The sequence below is a fragment of the Pseudoduganella sp. R-43 genome, from assembly GCF_049913255.1.
Taxonomy (GTDB): Bacteria; Pseudomonadota; Gammaproteobacteria; order Burkholderiales; family Burkholderiaceae_D; genus Rugamonas.
This window is the reverse complement of sequence record NZ_CP183988.1, coordinates 3,432,826-3,449,609: the sequence shown is the minus strand read 5'-3', so window position 1 is coordinate 3,449,609 and position 16,784 is coordinate 3,432,826. Positions and strand designations below refer to the sequence as shown.

At 64.7% G+C, this 16,784-nt stretch carries 11 protein-coding genes; 4 read left to right on the top strand and 7 right to left on the bottom strand.

Annotated elements, in window-relative coordinates:
- Positions 1-3 precede the first annotated feature (3 nt).
- Genes ACN9M3_RS15845 through carA form a run of 3 tightly spaced genes read right to left on the bottom strand, consistent with a single transcriptional unit; the run spans position 4 to position 6,709 of the window.
- Positions 4-1,737, bottom strand: coding sequence for a methyl-accepting chemotaxis protein (locus ACN9M3_RS15845; protein ID WP_426317892.1), 1,734 nt, complete (start codon positions 1,735-1,737; stop codon positions 4-6).
- 3 nt (positions 1,738-1,740) lie between these two features.
- Positions 1,741-5,559 (bottom strand): carbamoyl-phosphate synthase large subunit, encoded by a 3,819-nt coding sequence (gene carB, locus ACN9M3_RS15840; RefSeq protein WP_426317891.1) that lies wholly within the window; start codon positions 5,557-5,559, stop codon positions 1,741-1,743.
- On the bottom strand, positions 5,552-6,709 hold the full coding sequence (carA, locus tag ACN9M3_RS15835; RefSeq protein WP_426317890.1) for a glutamine-hydrolyzing carbamoyl-phosphate synthase small subunit: 1,158 nt from the start codon (positions 6,707-6,709) through the stop codon (positions 5,552-5,554). Before carA ends, carB begins: the two co-directional genes overlap by 8 nt.
- Positions 6,710-6,923: 214 nt before the next feature.
- Here carA and ACN9M3_RS15830 point away from each other — a divergent pair, with 214 nt between their 5' ends.
- The 4 genes from ACN9M3_RS15830 (at position 6,924) to ACN9M3_RS15815 (ending at position 11,763) form a co-directional block, all read left to right on the top strand.
- A complete protein-coding gene (locus ACN9M3_RS15830) occupies positions 6,924-7,406 on the top strand; it encodes a dihydrofolate reductase (RefSeq protein WP_426161397.1) in 483 nt (160 codons plus the stop codon).
- Positions 7,407-7,408: 2 nt separating this feature from the next.
- Positions 7,409-7,972, top strand: a complete 564-nt coding sequence (locus tag ACN9M3_RS15825; RefSeq protein ID WP_426161396.1) for a DUF4337 domain-containing protein — start codon at positions 7,409-7,411, stop codon at positions 7,970-7,972.
- An 83-nt stretch (positions 7,973-8,055) separates the two neighbouring features.
- Positions 8,056-10,311, top strand: coding sequence for an Orn/Lys/Arg decarboxylase N-terminal domain-containing protein (locus tag ACN9M3_RS15820; protein WP_426161395.1), 2,256 nt, complete (start codon positions 8,056-8,058; stop codon positions 10,309-10,311).
- Positions 10,312-10,425: 114 nt separating this feature from the next.
- Positions 10,426-11,763 carry a sigma 54-interacting transcriptional regulator gene (locus ACN9M3_RS15815; protein WP_426161394.1) on the top strand — a complete coding sequence of 446 codons (1,338 nt, stop codon included), beginning with the start codon at positions 10,426-10,428 and terminating at the stop codon, positions 11,761-11,763.
- Here ACN9M3_RS15815 and ACN9M3_RS15810 read toward each other — a convergent pair.
- Genes ACN9M3_RS15810 through ACN9M3_RS15795 form a run of 4 tightly spaced genes read right to left on the bottom strand, consistent with a single transcriptional unit; the run spans position 11,760 to position 16,782 of the window.
- The gene (locus tag ACN9M3_RS15810) at positions 11,760-12,488 is read right to left on the bottom strand and encodes an amidohydrolase family protein (RefSeq protein ID WP_426161393.1); all 729 of its coding nucleotides are present in this window, start codon (positions 12,486-12,488) and stop codon (positions 11,760-11,762) included. The genes ACN9M3_RS15815 and ACN9M3_RS15810 overlap by 4 nt on opposite strands.
- Positions 12,485-13,567 carry a hypothetical protein gene (locus ACN9M3_RS15805; protein ID WP_426161392.1) on the bottom strand — a complete coding sequence of 361 codons (1,083 nt, stop codon included), beginning with the start codon at positions 13,565-13,567 and terminating at the stop codon, positions 12,485-12,487. Before ACN9M3_RS15805 ends, ACN9M3_RS15810 begins: the two co-directional genes overlap by 4 nt.
- Entirely contained in the window at positions 13,560-14,597 is a 1,038-nt protein-coding gene (locus ACN9M3_RS15800) for an aminotransferase class I/II-fold pyridoxal phosphate-dependent enzyme (protein WP_426317889.1), read from the bottom strand. Before ACN9M3_RS15800 ends, ACN9M3_RS15805 begins: the two co-directional genes overlap by 8 nt.
- A 7-nt stretch (positions 14,598-14,604) precedes the next feature.
- Entirely contained in the window at positions 14,605-16,782 is a 2,178-nt protein-coding gene (locus ACN9M3_RS15795) for an 8-amino-7-oxononanoate synthase (protein ID WP_426161390.1), read from the bottom strand.
- Between the last annotated feature and the right edge of the window lie 2 nt (positions 16,783-16,784).

Genomic DNA, 16,784 nt, shown 5'->3' with positions numbered 1-16,784 from the left:
TCATTAAAACTCTTCCCAGTCTCCTACCTCGCTATTGGCAACCTTGCGCGATGCGGCTCCCTTGCCGTCGCGCTGCACCGGCCTGGCCTTGGCTGGCAATGCAGGCTTGGTGCGTACTGCCTGGATCACGGCGCGGGCCTGCACGGCGGCAGGATGCTCGCGGCGCTCGCTGTCGATCTGGAACACGCTGACAACTTTCGACAGGCTGTTGGCCTGGTCTTGCAGGGCCGTCGACGCCGAAGCTGCCTCTTCCACCAGCGCCACGTTCTGCTGGGTGATTGTATCCATCTCGGTGATGGCCTGGTGGATTTGTTCCAGGCCGGCAGTTTGTTCCTGCGTAGCACTGGTAATTTCCCCCATGATATCAGTCACGCGCTGAATGCTCGACACGATTTCCTTCATTGTGTGTCCGGCCTGGTTGACCAGCTTGGCGCCACTTTCCACTTTGCCAACAGAATCGTCGATCAACTGCTTGATTTCCTTGGCGGCAGCGGCCGAACGCTGCGCCAGGTTGCGCACCTCGCTGGCAACCACCGCGAAGCCGCGGCCCTGCTCGCCGGCCCGGGCAGCTTCCACGGCCGCATTCAGGGCCAGGATATTGGTCTGGAAGGCGATACCGTCGATGACCGCGATGATGTCCACGATCTTGTTGGACGACTCGTTGATCGAGCCCATGGTTGCCACCACCTGTTCAACCACTTCCCCGCCCTTGGTCGCCACCGATGATGCCGAAACGGCAAGCTGGTTGGCCTGGCGCGCATTGTCGGCGTTCTGGCGCACGGTGCTGGTCAGTTCTTCCATCGAGGAGGCGGTTTCTTCCAGCGAGGCGGCCTGTTCGCCGGTGCGGTCGGACAAGTCCATATTGCCGGCCGCGATCTGCGCCGACGCGCTGGAGATCGTGTCGCTGCCGCCGCGTACTTCGGCCACGATGGCGGCCAGGTTGTCGCGCATCTTGTCCAGGGCGCGCAGCAATTCGCCGAATTCGTTGTCCGCATGCTTGGTGGCCTGGCCTTTCAGGTCGCCATCGGCGACGCGGTGCGCCACGTCCATGGCTTCCGCCAGCGGCTCGGAAATCGCCTTCAGCAGCACCAGGCCGGCGAACACGCTCAACGCCAGGCCGCCGGCCAGGACCACGGTGACGGTGGTGCTGTTGCGGCTCAGGCCGGCCGCGACCGCGGCGGCATCGGCCTCGATGCGCTTGTCGGCGTGCTCGGACAGCGCTTTCAGTGCGCCGTCGCCAAGGCGGTAGGACGGGTTGAGTTTCTTGATCAGCACCGTTTCCGCATCGTCCCAGCGCCCTTCCCTGACGGCGGCGGTGGCGGCACGGACGTGCTCAACGCCCAGGCCGTCGCTCTTGGCGAACCAGTCTTCGGCCAGCTTGCGCTCCTCCGGCAACTTGATGCTGGCCAGGTAGCCTTCCCAGCGCTTGTTCACGCGCGCCGTGACTTCGTCGACGATGTTGAAGTGGTTGGTCAGCGGGTGGTCGTGCAGCTTGCTCCAGGCCAGTTCAGGATTGTGCTGCAAGGCCTGCAGGATCTGGCTGCGGCCCGTTTCCATGTCCAGGCGAATAGCATTGCGCTCCGCGATGTTCTTCTGGTTGGAGACCGTCACGTCTTTCACCAGTCCGACCGAGCGCTCCGCGCTCAGGATTCCGAGGCCGCCAATAATCGCCAGCAGGCCAATCAGCAAACCCAGCACACCAACCAGCAGGGTCTTGATCTTGAAATTATTGAACATCGCTCACTCCTTTACCAAACATTTGAAAAACTGATGCAAACGGCCACGCAACTCCGAGACGTCCTCGAACTCGATGTAGGTGATATCCACCAGGTCGTCGAGTTCGCGCAGCAGCGTGGTTTTGATCGGCGCGCCCTTCCACACCAGGAACAGGATAGGCGTTCGGCGGCCCTTGAATATGTGATAGCTCAACTCGAATGCACTGCTTTCGCTCATTCCGACGCGGATGTTGACCATGACGTCCGCCTGGTCCAGCAATGCAAGCCGGTGGCGGCGGAAATTCTGCGGCGTGAAAGGAAGGCCCTGCTTGCGCTCGAACGAGGAGCGGAAGGTTTCCGCGCTCTCGGCCTGCAAGCCGGTGAGGTAGTCGAAGACGTGCGGCAGGCCGTTGGCGCTGTCGATCATCTGCATGATTTCACCGATCATGCGCTGCTGGCGTTCGTCCGATTCCGTGAAGGGCTGGCGGATGAAGACTTTCAGCGGCTCCACGCCGACGCTGCGCTGGCGCGATTGCGCACGGCGCTCCGGCATTTGCCAGGCTGCCGCTGCCAGGTCCGCGGCGCCCGGCACGGGACGCGGCGCGGGCGGCGGCACCTCGCGCCGTTCGCTGCCGCCCATGGCATGCAGCTCCTGCAGCGAACGCACGGCGGTGTTGCCGGCGTGCTTGCGCGCCTCCGCCGCTGCCTCGGCCGCTGCAATGGTGGTAAACATCACGGTGCCCGAGGCCAGCGCCGCAGTGCGCAGGCTGCGCGTGGCCGCAATGGCGATGCGCTTCTCGTCCACCGTGACCACGGCCATGGCGATCTCGCGCAGGGCCAGCAGGCCAAGCAGGGTTTCGTCCTCGATGGTGTTGACGGGCACCTCGCCTGCTTCCAGCACTGCGGCAGTCACTTCGCTGGCGCACAGCTGGTAGCCGGCATCGGCCAGCTCGCGGCCCAAGGCGACAGCGCGCGCCTGGTCGGCCTTGCGCACGCGCATATAGACATAGCCCGCCAGCGGGATGCGCACGCCGGCGCCCAGTTCAGCCTTCAAGAAAGCCTCGCCGAAGGTGGTTCCGGTCCCCATCACTTCGCCGGTGGATTTCATTTCCGGCCCAAGGATGGTGTCAACGCCCGGGAACTTCGCAAATGGCAATACAGACTCCTTGACGCTGTAATAAGGCGGAATCACTTCCGCGGTAACGCCCTGCTCAGCGAGCGAACGGCCGGCCATGCAGCGCGCTGCGACCTTGGCCAGCTGCACGCCGGTCGCCTTCGATACAAACGGTACGGTGCGCGAAGCGCGCGGATTCACTTCCAGCACGAAGATCCGGTCCAGCATGCGGCCGTCGGCTTTCTGGCGCTGCACCGCGAACTGCACGTTCATCAGGCCGACCACGTTCAGGCCGCGCGCCAGGCGCACGGTCTGGCGCTTGATCTCGGCCACGGTGGCCTCGGACAGCGAATAGGGAGGCAGGCTGCAGGCCGAATCGCCCGAGTGGATGCCGGCCTGTTCCACGTGTTCCATCACGCCGCCGATCACCACGTCGGCGCCGTCGCTGACGCAGTCCACGTCCACCTCGATGGCATCGTTCAGGAAGCGATCCAGCAGCACCGGCGAGTCGTGCGAGACCTTGACCGCCTCGCGCATGTAGCGCTCCAGGTCGGCCCGTTCGTGCACGATTTCCATGGCGCGGCCGCCCAGCACGTACGATGGGCGCACCACCAGCGGGTAGCCGATCTCCTCGGCCATGGCCACGGCTTGCTGCTCGTTGCGGGCGGTGCGGTTCGAAGGCTGGCGCAGGTCCAGCTCGAACAGCAGTTTCTGGAAGCGTTCGCGGTCCTCGGCGGCGTCGATCATGTCGGGCGAGGTGCCGATGATCGGCACGCCGTTCGCCTCCAGCGCCAGGGCCAGCTTGAGCGGGGTCTGGCCGCCGTACTGCACGATCACGCCTTCGGGCTTTTCGATGGCGACGATTTCCAGTACGTCCTCCAGCGTCAACGATTCGAAATACAGGCGGTCGGAGGTATCGTAATCAGTCGACACGGTTTCCGGGTTGCAGTTCACCATGATGGTCTCGTAGCCATCCTCGCGCATCGCCAGCGCGGCATGCACGCAGCAGTAATCGAATTCGATGCCCTGGCCGATCCGGTTCGGGCCCCCGCCCAGAACCATGATCTTGCGAGCGCCGGTCGGCTGTGCCTCGCATTCCTCGTCGTAGGTCGAATACATATAGGCGGTGCGGGTCGCGAACTCGCCGGCACAGGTGTCGACGCGCTTGTACACCGGACGGATGCCCTGGGCGTGGCGCTGCTTGCGCACCGCGTCTTCATGCACGCCCAGCAGGTGCGCCAGGCGGCGGTCGCTGAAGCCTTGCTGTTTCAGGCGGCGCAGCACGTCGCGGTCGAAACCGCCCAGCTGCTGGGAAGCCACCCATTCCTCGACTTCCACCAGGTCATGGATCTGGGCCAGGAACCACGGGTCGATATGGGAAAGGCGGTTCACCTCCGCCAGCGACATGCCTTGCGCGAATGCTTCGCCGACGTACCAGATGCGTTGCGGGCCCGGCAGGCGCAGTTCCTGTTCGATCACGTCGCGGCCGGTGGCGATGCGCTGCAGGCCGTCCACGCCGATATCCAGGCCGCGCAGCGCCTTCTGGAACGATTCCTGGAAAGTGCGCCCCATGGCCATCACTTCGCCCACGGACTTCATCTGCGTGGTCAGGCGGTCATTCGCGCCGGCGAATTTCTCGAAGGCGAAGCGCGGGATCTTGGTGACCACGTAGTCGATCGCAGGTTCGAACGAAGCCGGGGTGGCGCCGCCGGTGATATCGTTTTGCAGCTCGTCCAGCGTAAAGCCCACCGCCAGCTTGGCGGCCACGCGGGCGATCGGGAAGCCGGTGGCCTTGGAAGCGAGCGCCGAGGAGCGCGACACGCGCGGGTTCATCTCGATCACGATCATGCGCCCGTCTTGCGGGTTGACCGCGAACTGCACGTTCGATCCGCCGGTATCGACGCCGATCTCGCGCAGCACGTTCAGCGACGCGTCGCGCATGATCTGGTATTCCTTGTCGGTCAGGGTCTGCGCCGGGGCTACGGTGATCGAATCGCCGGTATGCACGCCCATCGGGTCCAGGTTCTCGATCGAGCAGACGATGATGCAGTTGTCCTTGCGGTCGCGCACCACTTCCATCTCGAATTCCTTCCAGCCGATCAGCGATTCTTCGATCAGCAATTCGGAAGTCGGCGACAGCTCCAGGCCGCGCAGGCAGATGGCGGTGAATTCATCGGCATTGCGGGCGATGCCGCCGCCGCTGCCGCCCATGGTGAAGGACGGACGGATAATCACCGGGAAGCCGAGGCGTTCCTGCGCCTGCCAGGCTTCGGCCATGGTGTGGGCGATGCCGGAACGGGCCGACTGCAGGCCGATGCGCTCCATGGCTGCCTTGAACTTGGCGCGGTCCTCCGCGCGGTCGATGGCTTCCGGCGTGGCGCCGATCAGCTCCACGTTGAAGCTTTCCAGGACGCCGTGGCGATGCAGGTCCAGCGCGCAATTCAGCGCGGTCTGGCCGCCCATGGTAGGCAGCACGGCTTGCGGGCGCTCTTTCTCGATGATGCGTGCCACGGTTTCCCAGGTGATCGGCTCGATATAGGTCACGTCGGCCATGCCCGGATCGGTCATGATGGTAGCCGGGTTGCTGTTGACCAGCACCACTTCATAGCCTTCTTCGCGCAGGGCCTTGCAAGCCTGAGCGCCGGAATAATCGAATTCGCATGCCTGGCCGATCACGATCGGGCCGGCGCCAATGATCAGGATGCGCTTGATGTCGGTACGCTTAGCCATGGCGTGCGCCCTCCATCATGCTCACGAAACGGTCGAACAGCGGCGCCAGGTCGTGCGGCCCGGGCGACGCCTCGGGGTGGCCCTGGAAGCAGAACGCCGGCTTGTCGGTGCGGCGGAAGCCTTGCAACGAACCGTCGAACAGGGAAATATGCGTGACTGCGCAGTTATTCGGCAGCGAATCGGGATCGACGGCAAAGCCGTGGTTCTGGGAAGTGATCATTACGCGACCGGTTTCGATATCCTGTACGGGGTGGTTGGCGCCGTGGTGGCCGAATTTCATTTTCATGGTGCGGGCGCCGGAAGCGAGCGCCATGATCTGGTGCCCAAGGCAGATGCCGAAGGTCGGCACGCCGCGCTCGATCAGTTCGCGCGCGGCTTCGATCGCGTAATCGCAGGGTTGCGGGTCGCCCGGCCCGTTCGACAGGAAGATGCCGTCCGGGTTCAGTGCCAGCGCGGCGGCGGCGCCGGCTTTCGCGGGCAGCACCGTGACGCGGCAGCCGCGCTGGGCCAGCATGCGCAGGATATTCGCCTTCACGCCGAAGTCGTAGGCGACCACGTGGCAGCGCGGCTGCATCTGGCGGCCGTGGCCCTGGCCCAGCATCCATTCGGTCTCGGTCCATTCATAAGGGGCGGCGGTGCTGACGGTTTGCGCCAGGTCCATGCCCGACAGGCCCGGAAATTCGCGCGCCAGGCGCAGCGCTTCCTCCGCCGCGCCGCCGGCGATGATGGCGCCGGACTGGGCGCCCTTCTCGCGCAGGATGCGGGTCAGCTTGCGGGTATCGATGCCTGCAATCGCCACCACGCCCTGCTCCGTCAACCAGCTCGACAGGTCCTGCTCGCTGCGGAAGTTCGAGGCCATGAAAGGCAGGTCCTTCACCACCAGGCCGGCCGCATGGATCAACGGCGCTTCGCCGTCTTCACGGTTGACGCCCGTGTTGCCGATATGCGGATAGGTCAGCGTGACAATCTGGCGGCTGTAGCTTGGGTCGCTCAGGATTTCCTGGTACCCGCTCATGGCGGTATTGAATACGACTTCGCCGGCTGTCGACGCGTTGGCACCGATCGAGATGCCTTCGAACAGGGTGCCATCAGCCAATGCGAGAATAGCGCGCCCGGCATTCCCATTGGGATGCTTGAGTGGGTGTTTCATCAGGGGTTCTCCTGGGGTCCATATCGTTATAAAACCAATAAACAGAATTACTCAGCAGTAATTCCTAGCGCGCTGGAAGCTACGATACGCCGGCACACCCCCGCCAAAACTATCCAAATTTCACAAGGCCCTGTTCGGGCGCGAAAATAAATTGCGGTGGCGCAATTCCGCAACGTGACCGAAGTGCAAAGTGCTCCGATATATAATGTCGGCCATGACAAAATTGACCATCATCGTTGCCACTGACTCCAGCAATGGCATAGGTATCAACAACACTCTTCCATGGCACTTGCCGGAAGACCTGGCGCACTTCAAGCGCCTCACTTCCGGCCATCCGATTATCATGGGCCGCAAGACCTTCGATTCGATCGGCCGGCCTTTGCCCAACCGCCGCAATATCGTCATCAGCCGCAATGCCGATTGGCGGCACGAGGGCGTGGAACGCGTCGGCTCGCTGGAAGAAGCGCAGGCCCTGGTCGCCGGCGCCGACGAGGCTTTCGTGATCGGCGGCGCGCAGGTCTACCAGCAAGCCTTGCCGCTGGTTGACAGGCTTGTCATCACCCGCATCGGCCGCAGCTACGAGTGCGACGCCTTCTTCCCCGCGCTGGCTGCCGGCCAATGGCGGGAAGTGGCGCGCGAGGATCACGTTTCGGCAGCCGGGCTGCCTTATTCATTCATTAGCTTTAGCAGGAACTAAACATGTCCGGACACGGTTTCCACGTCCACGGCCCGCACGACCACGCCGTGGAACACGCAGCACATAGCAACGACAAATTCTCCGGCAATATCGCCGTGACGACGGCTATCCTGGCCACCGTGGGCGCCATCTTCGGCTACCAGGGCGGGGCCACGCAGAACGATGCCGCCCTGTTCAAGAACAATGCGGCCATCGCCAAGACCGAAGCGTCCAACCGCTGGAACTACTACCAGGCCAAGTCGTCCAAGCAGAACCTGGCCGAACTGGCCATGACCCTGCCGAACGTCGATCCGAAGCGTTACGAAGCGGAAGTGGCGCGCTACAAGGAAGAAAAGTCGGCAATCAAGAAAGATGCCGAGGAGTGGGAAGCCAAGTCGGCCGAATGGGACCATAAATCCGACCATGCCCTGCACAAGCACCACCAATGGGCGCTGGCTACCACGGCTGAACAAATTGCTATTGCGCTGGCCGCAATCACCCTGCTGACCAACCGTAAATGGCTGATGTATGCCACCTACGGCGTGGCCGCGGTAGGCCTTGGCCTCGGCGTGCTGGCAATGCTGTAAAAAAATCCACCACCGGGGAATGTTTTCTGCGATACTCCCGGTCTTATTTTTTTGAGGCGCTTGGTCGCGCCTGGAGAACATCGATGAAATTCCGCTTCCCCATCGTCATCATCGACGAGGATTTCCGTTCCGAGAACACGTCCGGCCTGGGTATTCGCGCCCTGGCCGCGGCGATGGAAAACGAAGGCATGGACGTCCTGGGTGTGACCAGCTACGGCGACCTGGCGCAGTTTGCGCAGCAGCAGTCGCGCGCCTCGGCCTTCGTGCTGTCGATCGACGACGAAGAGTTCGGCGGCGGCACCCCGGAAGAAACCGACTTCGCGCTGGCTTCCCTGCGCGCCTTCGTTTCCGAGATCCGCCACAAGAACGCCGACATCCCGATCTACCTGTACGGCGAAACCCGCACTTCGCGCCATATCCCTAACGATATCCTGCGCGAGCTGCACGGCTTCATCCACATGTTCGAGGACACCCCGGAATTCGTGGCGCGCCACATCATCCGCGAAGCCAAGTCCTACCTGGACAGCCTGGCGCCGCCCTTCTTCCGCGCCCTGGTGCACTACGCGAACGACGGCTCCTACTCCTGGCACTGCCCTGGCCACTCCGGCGGCGTGGCCTTCCTGAAGTCGCCGATCGGCCAGATGTTCCACCAGTTCTTCGGCGAGAACATGCTGCGCGCCGACGTCTGCAACGCGGTGGAGGAACTGGGCCAGCTGCTGGACCACACCGGCCCGGTCGCCGCGTCCGAGCGCAACGCCGCCCGCATCTACAACGCCGACCACGCCTACTTCGTCACCAACGGCACTTCCACCTCCAACAAGATGGTGTGGCATTCGACCGTGGCGCCGGGCGACATCGTCGTGGTGGACCGCAACTGTCACAAATCGATCCTGCACTCGATCATCATGTGCGGCGCGATCCCCGTGTTCCTGATGCCGACCCGGAACAACCTGGGCATCATCGGCCCGATCCCGCTGGAAGAATTCTCGATGGAGAGCATCGAGCGCAAGATCGCCAACAACCCGTTCGCCCAGGCTGCGGCCAACAAGAAGCCGCGCATCCTGACCATTACGCAGTCGACCTACGACGGCGTGGTCTACAACGTGGAAACCCTGCGCGAAATGTTGGACGGCAAGATCGACACCCTGCACTTCGACGAAGCCTGGCTGCCGCACGCCACCTTCCACGACTTCTACAAGAACATGCACGCGATCGGCAAGGACCGTCCGCGCGCCAAGGAGTCGATGATCTTCTCGACCCAGTCGACCCACAAGCTGCTGGCCGGCCTGTCCCAGGCTTCGCAGGTTCTGGTGCGCGACTCCGAGACCGTGAAGCTGGACAAGGATGCCTTCAACGAGGCCTACCTGATGCACACCTCGACCTCGCCGCAGTATTCGATCATCGCCTCCTGCGACGTGGCGGCGGCCATGATGGAAGCGCCGGGCGGCACCGCCCTGGTGGAAGAATCCATCCTGGAAGCGCTGGACTTCCGCCGCGCGATGAAGAAGATCGACGAGGAATGGGGCCAGGACTGGTGGTTCAAGGTCTGGGGCCCGGACAGCTTCGCCGAAGAAGGCATCGGCTCGCAGGAAGACTGGATCTTCACCGAAGAGAGCAAGAAGTGGCACGGCTTCGGCGACCTGAAGCCGGGCTTCAACATGCTGGACCCGATCAAGGCCACCATCGTCAACCCGGGCCTGTCGCTGGACGGCCAGTTCGGCGAGACCGGCATCCCGGCCTCGATCGTGACCAAGTACCTGGCGGAACACGGGGTGATCGTCGAGAAGTGCGGCCTGTACTCCTTCTTCATCATGTTCACCATCGGCATCACCAAAGGCCGCTGGAACACTCTGCTGACCGCGCTGCAACAGTTCAAGGACGACTACGACAAGAACGCCCCGATGTGGCGCATCCTGCCGGAGTTCTCGGCTGCCAACCCGCGCTACGAACAAATGGGCCTGCGCGACCTGTGCCAGCAGATCCACGACTTCTACAAGGCCTACGACGTGGCGCGCCTGACCACCGAGATGTACCTGTCGGACATGGTGCCTGCCATGAAACCGTCGGACGCATTCGCCAAGATGGCGCACCGCGAAATCGAACGCGTGGCGCTGGACGACCTGGAAGGCCGCATCACGTCGATCCTGCTGACGCCTTACCCGCCGGGCATTCCGCTGCTGATCCCGGGCGAGCGCTTCAACAAGACCATCGTGGACTACCTGCGTTTCGCGCGCGACTTCAATGAACGCTTCCCAGGTTTCGAGACCGACGTGCACGGCCTCGTGAAGCGCGAAGTAAATGGCCGCAAAGACTACTTCGTCGACTGCGTCAAGCAATAAATCTGCACTGTGGATCGTGCGCCGCACCGCGGCGCACGATTGAGCAAGCTCAACGCTACGCTTCCTGAATTCGCACTATAGTTGACGTCCTGTCCTTTCAGGAGGGGCGACTAAATGGCGCTTTCAGCTTGCATCCTGGCGACCGCGAAGGCGCCGGCAAATGCCAGCAACAGGCTGCGGACAGACTTGTCCGACGCTGGCGTATCCCTCATCGAAGCACCGCAGGAAAGCGACGCTTCCATTTTCCTGTTCAGGCAGTGGGACGGCGAACTGGCCGCCAACCTGCAAGCGGCGGGCGCGCCGCAAATGCTGGCCATCTGCTGCGAACCTGCCGAACTGGCGGCCGACGCCATGTGGGAAGTGCTGGCGGCCGGGGCTTCCGACCTGATCCTGTGGCGCACTGGCGAGGCAATCCTGCCGCAGGTACTGGCCCGCCTGCAGCGCTGGCACGAAGTGGCCCAGCTCATGTCTTCCGACCGCATACGCGCCTGCCTGGTCGGGCAAAGCGCGCCCTGGCGGCGCATGCTGCAAAACCTGGTGGAAGTGGCGGCCTTCACCGATTCCCCGGTCCTCATCACCGGCGAGACCGGCACCGGCAAGGATTTGCTGGCCCAGGCCATACATCGCCTGCATGGCGGCCCCGGGCCGCTCACTGTCGTCGATTGCACCACGCTGTCGCCGGAGCTGGCCGGCAGCGAATTGTTCGGGCATGAACGCGGCGCATTCACTGGCGCCTACAGCGCGCGCGACGGCGCCTTTGCCGCAGCCAACGGCGGCGTATTGTTCCTTGATGAAGTGGGCGAATTGCCGCTGGCGCTACAGGCGCAGCTCCTGCGCGTCATCCAGGAACAGCAATACCGGCGTGTCGGCAGCAATGACTGGCATCCGACTCGCTTTCGCCTGGTGTGCGCCACCAATCGCGACCTGGAGGCGGAGGTCCAGCGCGGCGCCTTTCGCGCCGACCTGTATTACCGCATCGCCGCATGGCGCTGCCGGACGCCGGCGCTGCGCGAACGGCAAGGCGATATCCTGCCGCTGGTGCAGCACTTCCTGCGCCAGCTTGGCGGGCAGGATGTCGAACTCGATCCGGCCGTGCGCCAATACCTGCTTACGCGCAGCTATCCCGGCAATGTGCGCGACCTGCGCCAGACGGTGGCGCGGCTCTGGCATCGCCATATCGGACCCGGGCCGATCACCATCGGCGATGTGCCGCCCGAGGAACGCCCCGCCGGGGGCGGCGCCTGCTGGCCCGACGCGGCTTTCATCAACGCCATTGGACGCGCCGTCGACCTTGGCGTCAGCCTCTCGCGCATCGGCCAGGCGGCTACCGACACGGCCATCCAGCTGGTGCTGCAGCAGGAGGGCGACAACAACCAGCGCGCCGCCCTGCGCCTGGGCGTGACCGACCGCACGCTGCAATTGCGCCGCAAGGCACGCAGTGCGCCGGCCTAGCCGCGGCCGATGAGGCGCAGCAGGTTGCCGCCCAGGACCAGGCCTTCGTCCCCTGCCCCCAGCCGCAGCAAGCGGATCTTTTCCAGTTCCACGCCGGGGTGCAGCCACGGCCCGTCGGTCCCGAACAGGACCTTGTGTGCGCCGGCGCGGCGGATCGCCTGCTCCAGCAGGTCGAAGCGGCGCACGCCGGCGCTGTCGGTGTAGATGTTGCGATGGCGCGCCAGGTGGTCGATCAGCGCCAGTTGCGCCGCCCAGTCGTCGGCAAAGCTGCCAAGGTGGGGCAAGATGAAGTTCACGTCGGGATATTGTCCTGCCAGCAGTTCGGCCACCGAAGTCACGCCGACCGGGTCGTACAGCACCGGAAGCCCGAAGTGCCGCGCCACCTCGCAGACCTCGCCCGTGATCGGGGCGTCATGCCGGTGCAGCTTGATGCCGACGAATCCGTATTCCTCGACCGCCTTGCGTACCAGCGCTGCAATCCGCCCGGCATCGCGACGGGCGTGCACGAAGGCAAAGGCGAGGTAGCGTTCCGGGTGCGCCGCCACCAGGCGCGCCACGCCGGCATTGGCGGCGCCGTAATCGGAATGGAAGGCGGCCAGCAGCACCGTGCGATCGATGCCGGCTTCACGCGCGCGCCGGGCGTAGCGGCCCAGCGCGGCGTCGCTGTCCCAGGGGCCGGTCAAGCCGTCGCCGGGGCCTGCGTGGCAATGGCAGTCGATGATCATGACTTGCCGAACTGCGGGGCATGGGACCGCAAGGCATCGAGCACGGCGCGCCGGACCGCTTGCGGGCTGCCATCGCTGTCGCCGGCAGCCTGCGCGGCGCTGCCGGCAATGCGCACGAAACGGCGCGCCATTTCCAGCTCGCGGTCCACTTCCGGCATCTCCTGCATTTCCATTTCCAGGGCATTGCTCAGCGCCCCGCCCAGCGCGCGGCCCAGGGCCGTGCCGACGCCCGGAATCGGAATGAAGGAGCCGAGCGCACCGCCGACAAAGGGCAAGGCCTTTTTCGCGATCCCTTTCAGGATGCCGCCCAAGGGCTTCGCCACTTTCTTGATGCCGTTCCAGACGCCCTTGAACATCTTGCCCAGGAATTGCTCCATCTCCTCCTCGCTCTGCACGCCGAGCAGTTCCATCGCCAGTTCCATTTCCTGCTCGGAGCTGAACGGACCATGCTGGCAGCGCTTGCAGCCGCAGGGCGCTTCGTGCTCCTCGCCCAGCACCTCGAACTCCAGTTCGCGGCGCTGGTTGGTCAGCACGCCCTGGTGGTGCCTGAACATCGTGTCGTGCAGGGTCCGTTCGCGCCGGCGGCGGTCCGCATCGTCCGCCAGGTTGGCCGCGACATACACGCTGACTTCGGATGGCCGGATGCCCATCATGCCCGCGCAGATCCGGTGTTGCGCCAGGCGCTGGCCCATGTGGCGCGCCTGTCCGCTATAGCCCCGGCGCTGGCCGTTGACCGTGAATTCAAGGTAGTACAGCCCCGGCCCGTGCGTGCGCGGGTCGCTGGGCGCCCGATCGAGCGGAGCGACGAGCGCATAGGCAGGCTGCAGGGCGGGCGGCATCCGCCCCACAGCCGCAGCGATGGTCGGCGGCACTTCACCGTCGCCGTCTCCTTCATCGGGACCAGGTTCGTCGCCCGCTGGCGGTTCGAGCAGCGGCAGCGGCTCGAATACCGGCACGCGGTAAGGCCAGGCCCCGCCAACCACGGGCGCCGGGCGGACTTTGCGGGCGGGACGGGTGCGGCCCCGACCCATTGAGCGGCCGCCTTTGGGCCGCCATTCGAATTCCATTGTCTCAAACATGCAGCACCTCCATCAGTTGTCCGATCGAGCGGGCGGCATAGGCGACTTCCTGTGCGCTGTGGTCAGCCCGCAGCAGCAACGTCAGGACCTGCCTTGCCGGTGTCCCCTGCAACAGCACTTCAATACCTGCCAGCGAAAGCTCGCTGCGTAACGCCTCGCCATCGCACAAGGGCGGCAGCGCGATTCGCTGGACCGGGAAATCGCCTCCCATGCAGGCGATCCCGAAACCGGCCAGGTTCGCCTGCAATTGCGCAATCCGCTCGCGCAGCCGCTCGCGCAAGGCCCGGCCCAACCGGCGGTTGGCGTCCAGCGCACAGCGGCCGGCTGCAATCGCCGCCACCGAAGGCGGGCTGCAATGGACCCGCGTTTCGCTGGCTGACAAGAAGCCGCCGAGCAGCTTGCGCGGCCCCGCCAGCACCGCCAGCGGCGCGCCAAAGCCCTTGGCCATCGAGGCGCCCACCAGTACCGGTGCGCCGCCAAGGCCATGCTCGGCCACCGATCCGCCCCCATCCAGGCCGGCGACGCCAAGCGCCTGGGTGTCGTCCAGCAGCAGCAAGCCGCCGTATGCATCGGCGATGTCGGCATACGCCGCCAGCGGCGGTGCGGCGGCATCGCCCGGCGTATAGCCATCCGACAGGATCACCGGCCTGCGCCCTGCTTCGCGCCAGCGCCGCCCAAGCGCCGCGGCCTGGGCCGCATTGCAGTGGCTGAAGCATTGCAGCGGCACGCCCTGTGCGCTCGCGCGCTCGGCGCCCCAGCGTGCCACCGGATATGCCGCGCTGTCGACCAGCAGCGCCACCCGTGCCGGCGCCAGCCAGCCGAACAGGTCCCAGAACAGGTGCAGGCTGGAAGTCAGCAGGCAGGCGGCCTCGCAGTCCATCAGGCGCGCCAGGCTGGCGCCCAGTTCCGTCTCGCCCGGCACCGGCTCCAGCGCCGCCGGCTTTCCCAAAGTCAGCTCGTCCCAGGCAGGCAGCGTCTGCGCGGCATGCCGCATGCCCAGGTACAGCGCACTGGTGAAGTCGGTGCGCACCGCCGCCTCACGCCGAGCGCGGCATGGCCTCCAGCCGCTGCCGCAGCAGCACCGACGGCATGGTTGCTTCCAGTTTGGGGTTGGCGACTTCCGAGGTCAGGTCGACACCTGTCACCGCACGGTAGGCGTGCATATAGCCCTGCGCCTGCGGACGCCAGAAGCGGGCCCACGCAAACGCCTCGGTGGGGTCGTACACGTCGCTCCAGTGGGTATAGCGGATCGACAGCAGCAACTGTTCGCCGAACATGGCCAGGTCGCGGAAATGGGCGATGCTGGTGTCGCTCCAGCCCTGCACCTTCTTCATTGCATCGACGCGGTCCATCCACGGTTCGGGATGCGCCACCATCAGCCGCGTCGGCAGGAATTCGCGGAATTCCGGACGCGCCAGCATCCATTGCTGCATCAGCATTTCGATGCGCGCGGTGGACGGCAGGTCGCCGAACTGGTTGTGCGCGCCCTGCGACAGGATCAGGTGCACTTCCTTCAGCGCATTCAGGATCGGGAAGGCGTCGGCCTTGACGGTGGTGTCGTCGTCCTGGCGGTAGAACGGCATCAGCTGGCGCAGCAGGTTGTGGAAGGCCTCGACGAACTTGGAGCGGCTGTCGGCCGGACGGAAATCGCGTACCGCCCTTCCATCCAGGTGGATGCCGTAGTGATGGTCGTACTCGTAATTGCGGCGCACCACGCTCAGGCGGTGCTGTTCATCCTGTACATAACCCCACAGCAGGTTGTTCAAGGGCCGCAGCATGTCCACTTCCATATTGGCCAGCGGGTCGAGGCCGTTGCCGTGCGCCGGCGAGCGCACGTTCTGGAAGCGGCGCGTGATCGCGTTCATGGTCTGCACCAGCATGCCCTCTTCCTGCCAATAGGACCAGATCAGCTCCATCATGCAGGGGTTGACCAGCCGGTCACGGATGAAGCCCGCGCACAATTCGGCATCGTGGTGGTCCTTGTGGTCCATGTGGATGCGCACGTCCGGCAGCTTGCTGCGGATCAGCGCCAGGTAAGGCAGGATGCGGGTTTTCGGATCCAGCGACGTCAGGTAGCGCTTGACCAGTTCATCCTCCAGCTTGCGGTCCCCCGGCAGGTCGCGCCGGTCCAGGTAATCGGCGTCTTCCTGCGGCCGGAACGCATACGGTGTGCGCAGCACGCCGCAGTTCACCATCACGAAGGCTTCGGTGGCGGCCTTCAGCACACGGTAGGAATCCGAGTCGCTGAAAGGCAGGGTGCGCCGCTTCTCCAGCAGCCGGAATGCGCGTTCCTTTTCGTCGAAGCGGCTGCGCTCGAACTCGGGCACGTCGCCGCCGGCATCGTTGCAGAACAGGTGGTCGATGAACAGCTTGTACGTATTGAATGACAGTGCATCGGCGCTGTTGCGGATCAGGGTCCAGTGCGCAAGCACGGGACGGAACTCCGCTTCCGTACGCGACGCCTGGGTGGTGATCGTGCCGCTCACCTGGGTCGCGCTGCCTTCGTCGACGATGATCGGTTCCGAGGCGCGGTAGTGGGCGGCATCATTCGGGTCCGGCGTGACGCCGTCCGGCTCCAGCGCAGCCATGTAGACATTGACCGCCACCTCGGTGGAGCCGGTGGCGTTCAGGCGCATGCTCGACTTGACGCCTTTCAGCGCCTGGCTTTGCAGTGGCGGCTCCGGCACGTAATACATGCCTTCCATCGGGTTGCCCAGTCCTGCCACGCTGTGCGCCACCGAGACCCAGACAGTATCGCCCACCAATCCGTGCGGCCGGTCCTGGTTGTCGCCGTTGGCAAAGAAGACCGGTTCGAGCCGGAATGGCGGGTCCAGCAGGAATTCGGTTTCGCCGCGCGTGTCGGTGGCCAGGATGTCGACCCGGTTGAACCGCATGAAGTCCTTGTCGAAGGGGGTGGCGTTGTTGAAGACCACGTAGTAGGTGCCGATCTCCAGCCCGTCGAAGCGCGCATGGCCATTCGGACCGGTATGGGTCGGCCGCAGCACGGGCCAGGCAGCCATCATCTTGCGCGCCTCTTCCGGCGTGCCCTTGTCCTCATTGAGCAATTGCAGCTGCTTCACCTGCGCATCGGAAGGCTGCATCAGCAGCAGGTGCGCATGCACCACCGGGACCCAGCGATTGTCCGAGATCCGGGCCCGCACGTTGACATCGATTTTGCCGCTTTTTCCTGCGGCCGCCGCACTCGTTTTGGTCATGA

Excerpts from the sequence above, each read along its gene's own strand:
- carA (WP_426317890.1), bottom strand. The coding sequence starts at position 6,709 with ATGAAACACCCACTCAAGCATCCCAATGGGAATGCCGGGCGCGCTATT.
- carB (WP_426317891.1), bottom strand. The coding sequence starts at position 5,559 with ATGGCTAAGCGTACCGACATCAAGCGCATCCTGATCATTGGCGCCGGC.
- ACN9M3_RS15795 (WP_426161390.1), bottom strand. The coding sequence starts at position 16,782 with ATGACCAAAACGAGTGCGGCGGCCGCAGGAAAAAGCGGCAAAATCGAT.
- ACN9M3_RS15815 (WP_426161394.1), top strand. The coding sequence starts at position 10,426 with ATGGCGCTTTCAGCTTGCATCCTGGCGACCGCGAAGGCGCCGGCAAAT.
- ACN9M3_RS15805 (WP_426161392.1), bottom strand. The coding sequence starts at position 13,567 with ATGTTTGAGACAATGGAATTCGAATGGCGGCCCAAAGGCGGCCGCTCA.
- ACN9M3_RS15845 (WP_426317892.1), bottom strand. The coding sequence starts at position 1,737 with ATGTTCAATAATTTCAAGATCAAGACCCTGCTGGTTGGTGTGCTGGGT.
- ACN9M3_RS15825 (WP_426161396.1), top strand. The coding sequence starts at position 7,409 with ATGTCCGGACACGGTTTCCACGTCCACGGCCCGCACGACCACGCCGTG.
- ACN9M3_RS15830 (WP_426161397.1), top strand. The coding sequence starts at position 6,924 with ATGACAAAATTGACCATCATCGTTGCCACTGACTCCAGCAATGGCATA.
- ACN9M3_RS15810 (WP_426161393.1), bottom strand. The coding sequence starts at position 12,488 with ATGATCATCGACTGCCATTGCCACGCAGGCCCCGGCGACGGCTTGACC.
- ACN9M3_RS15820 (WP_426161395.1), top strand. The coding sequence starts at position 8,056 with ATGAAATTCCGCTTCCCCATCGTCATCATCGACGAGGATTTCCGTTCC.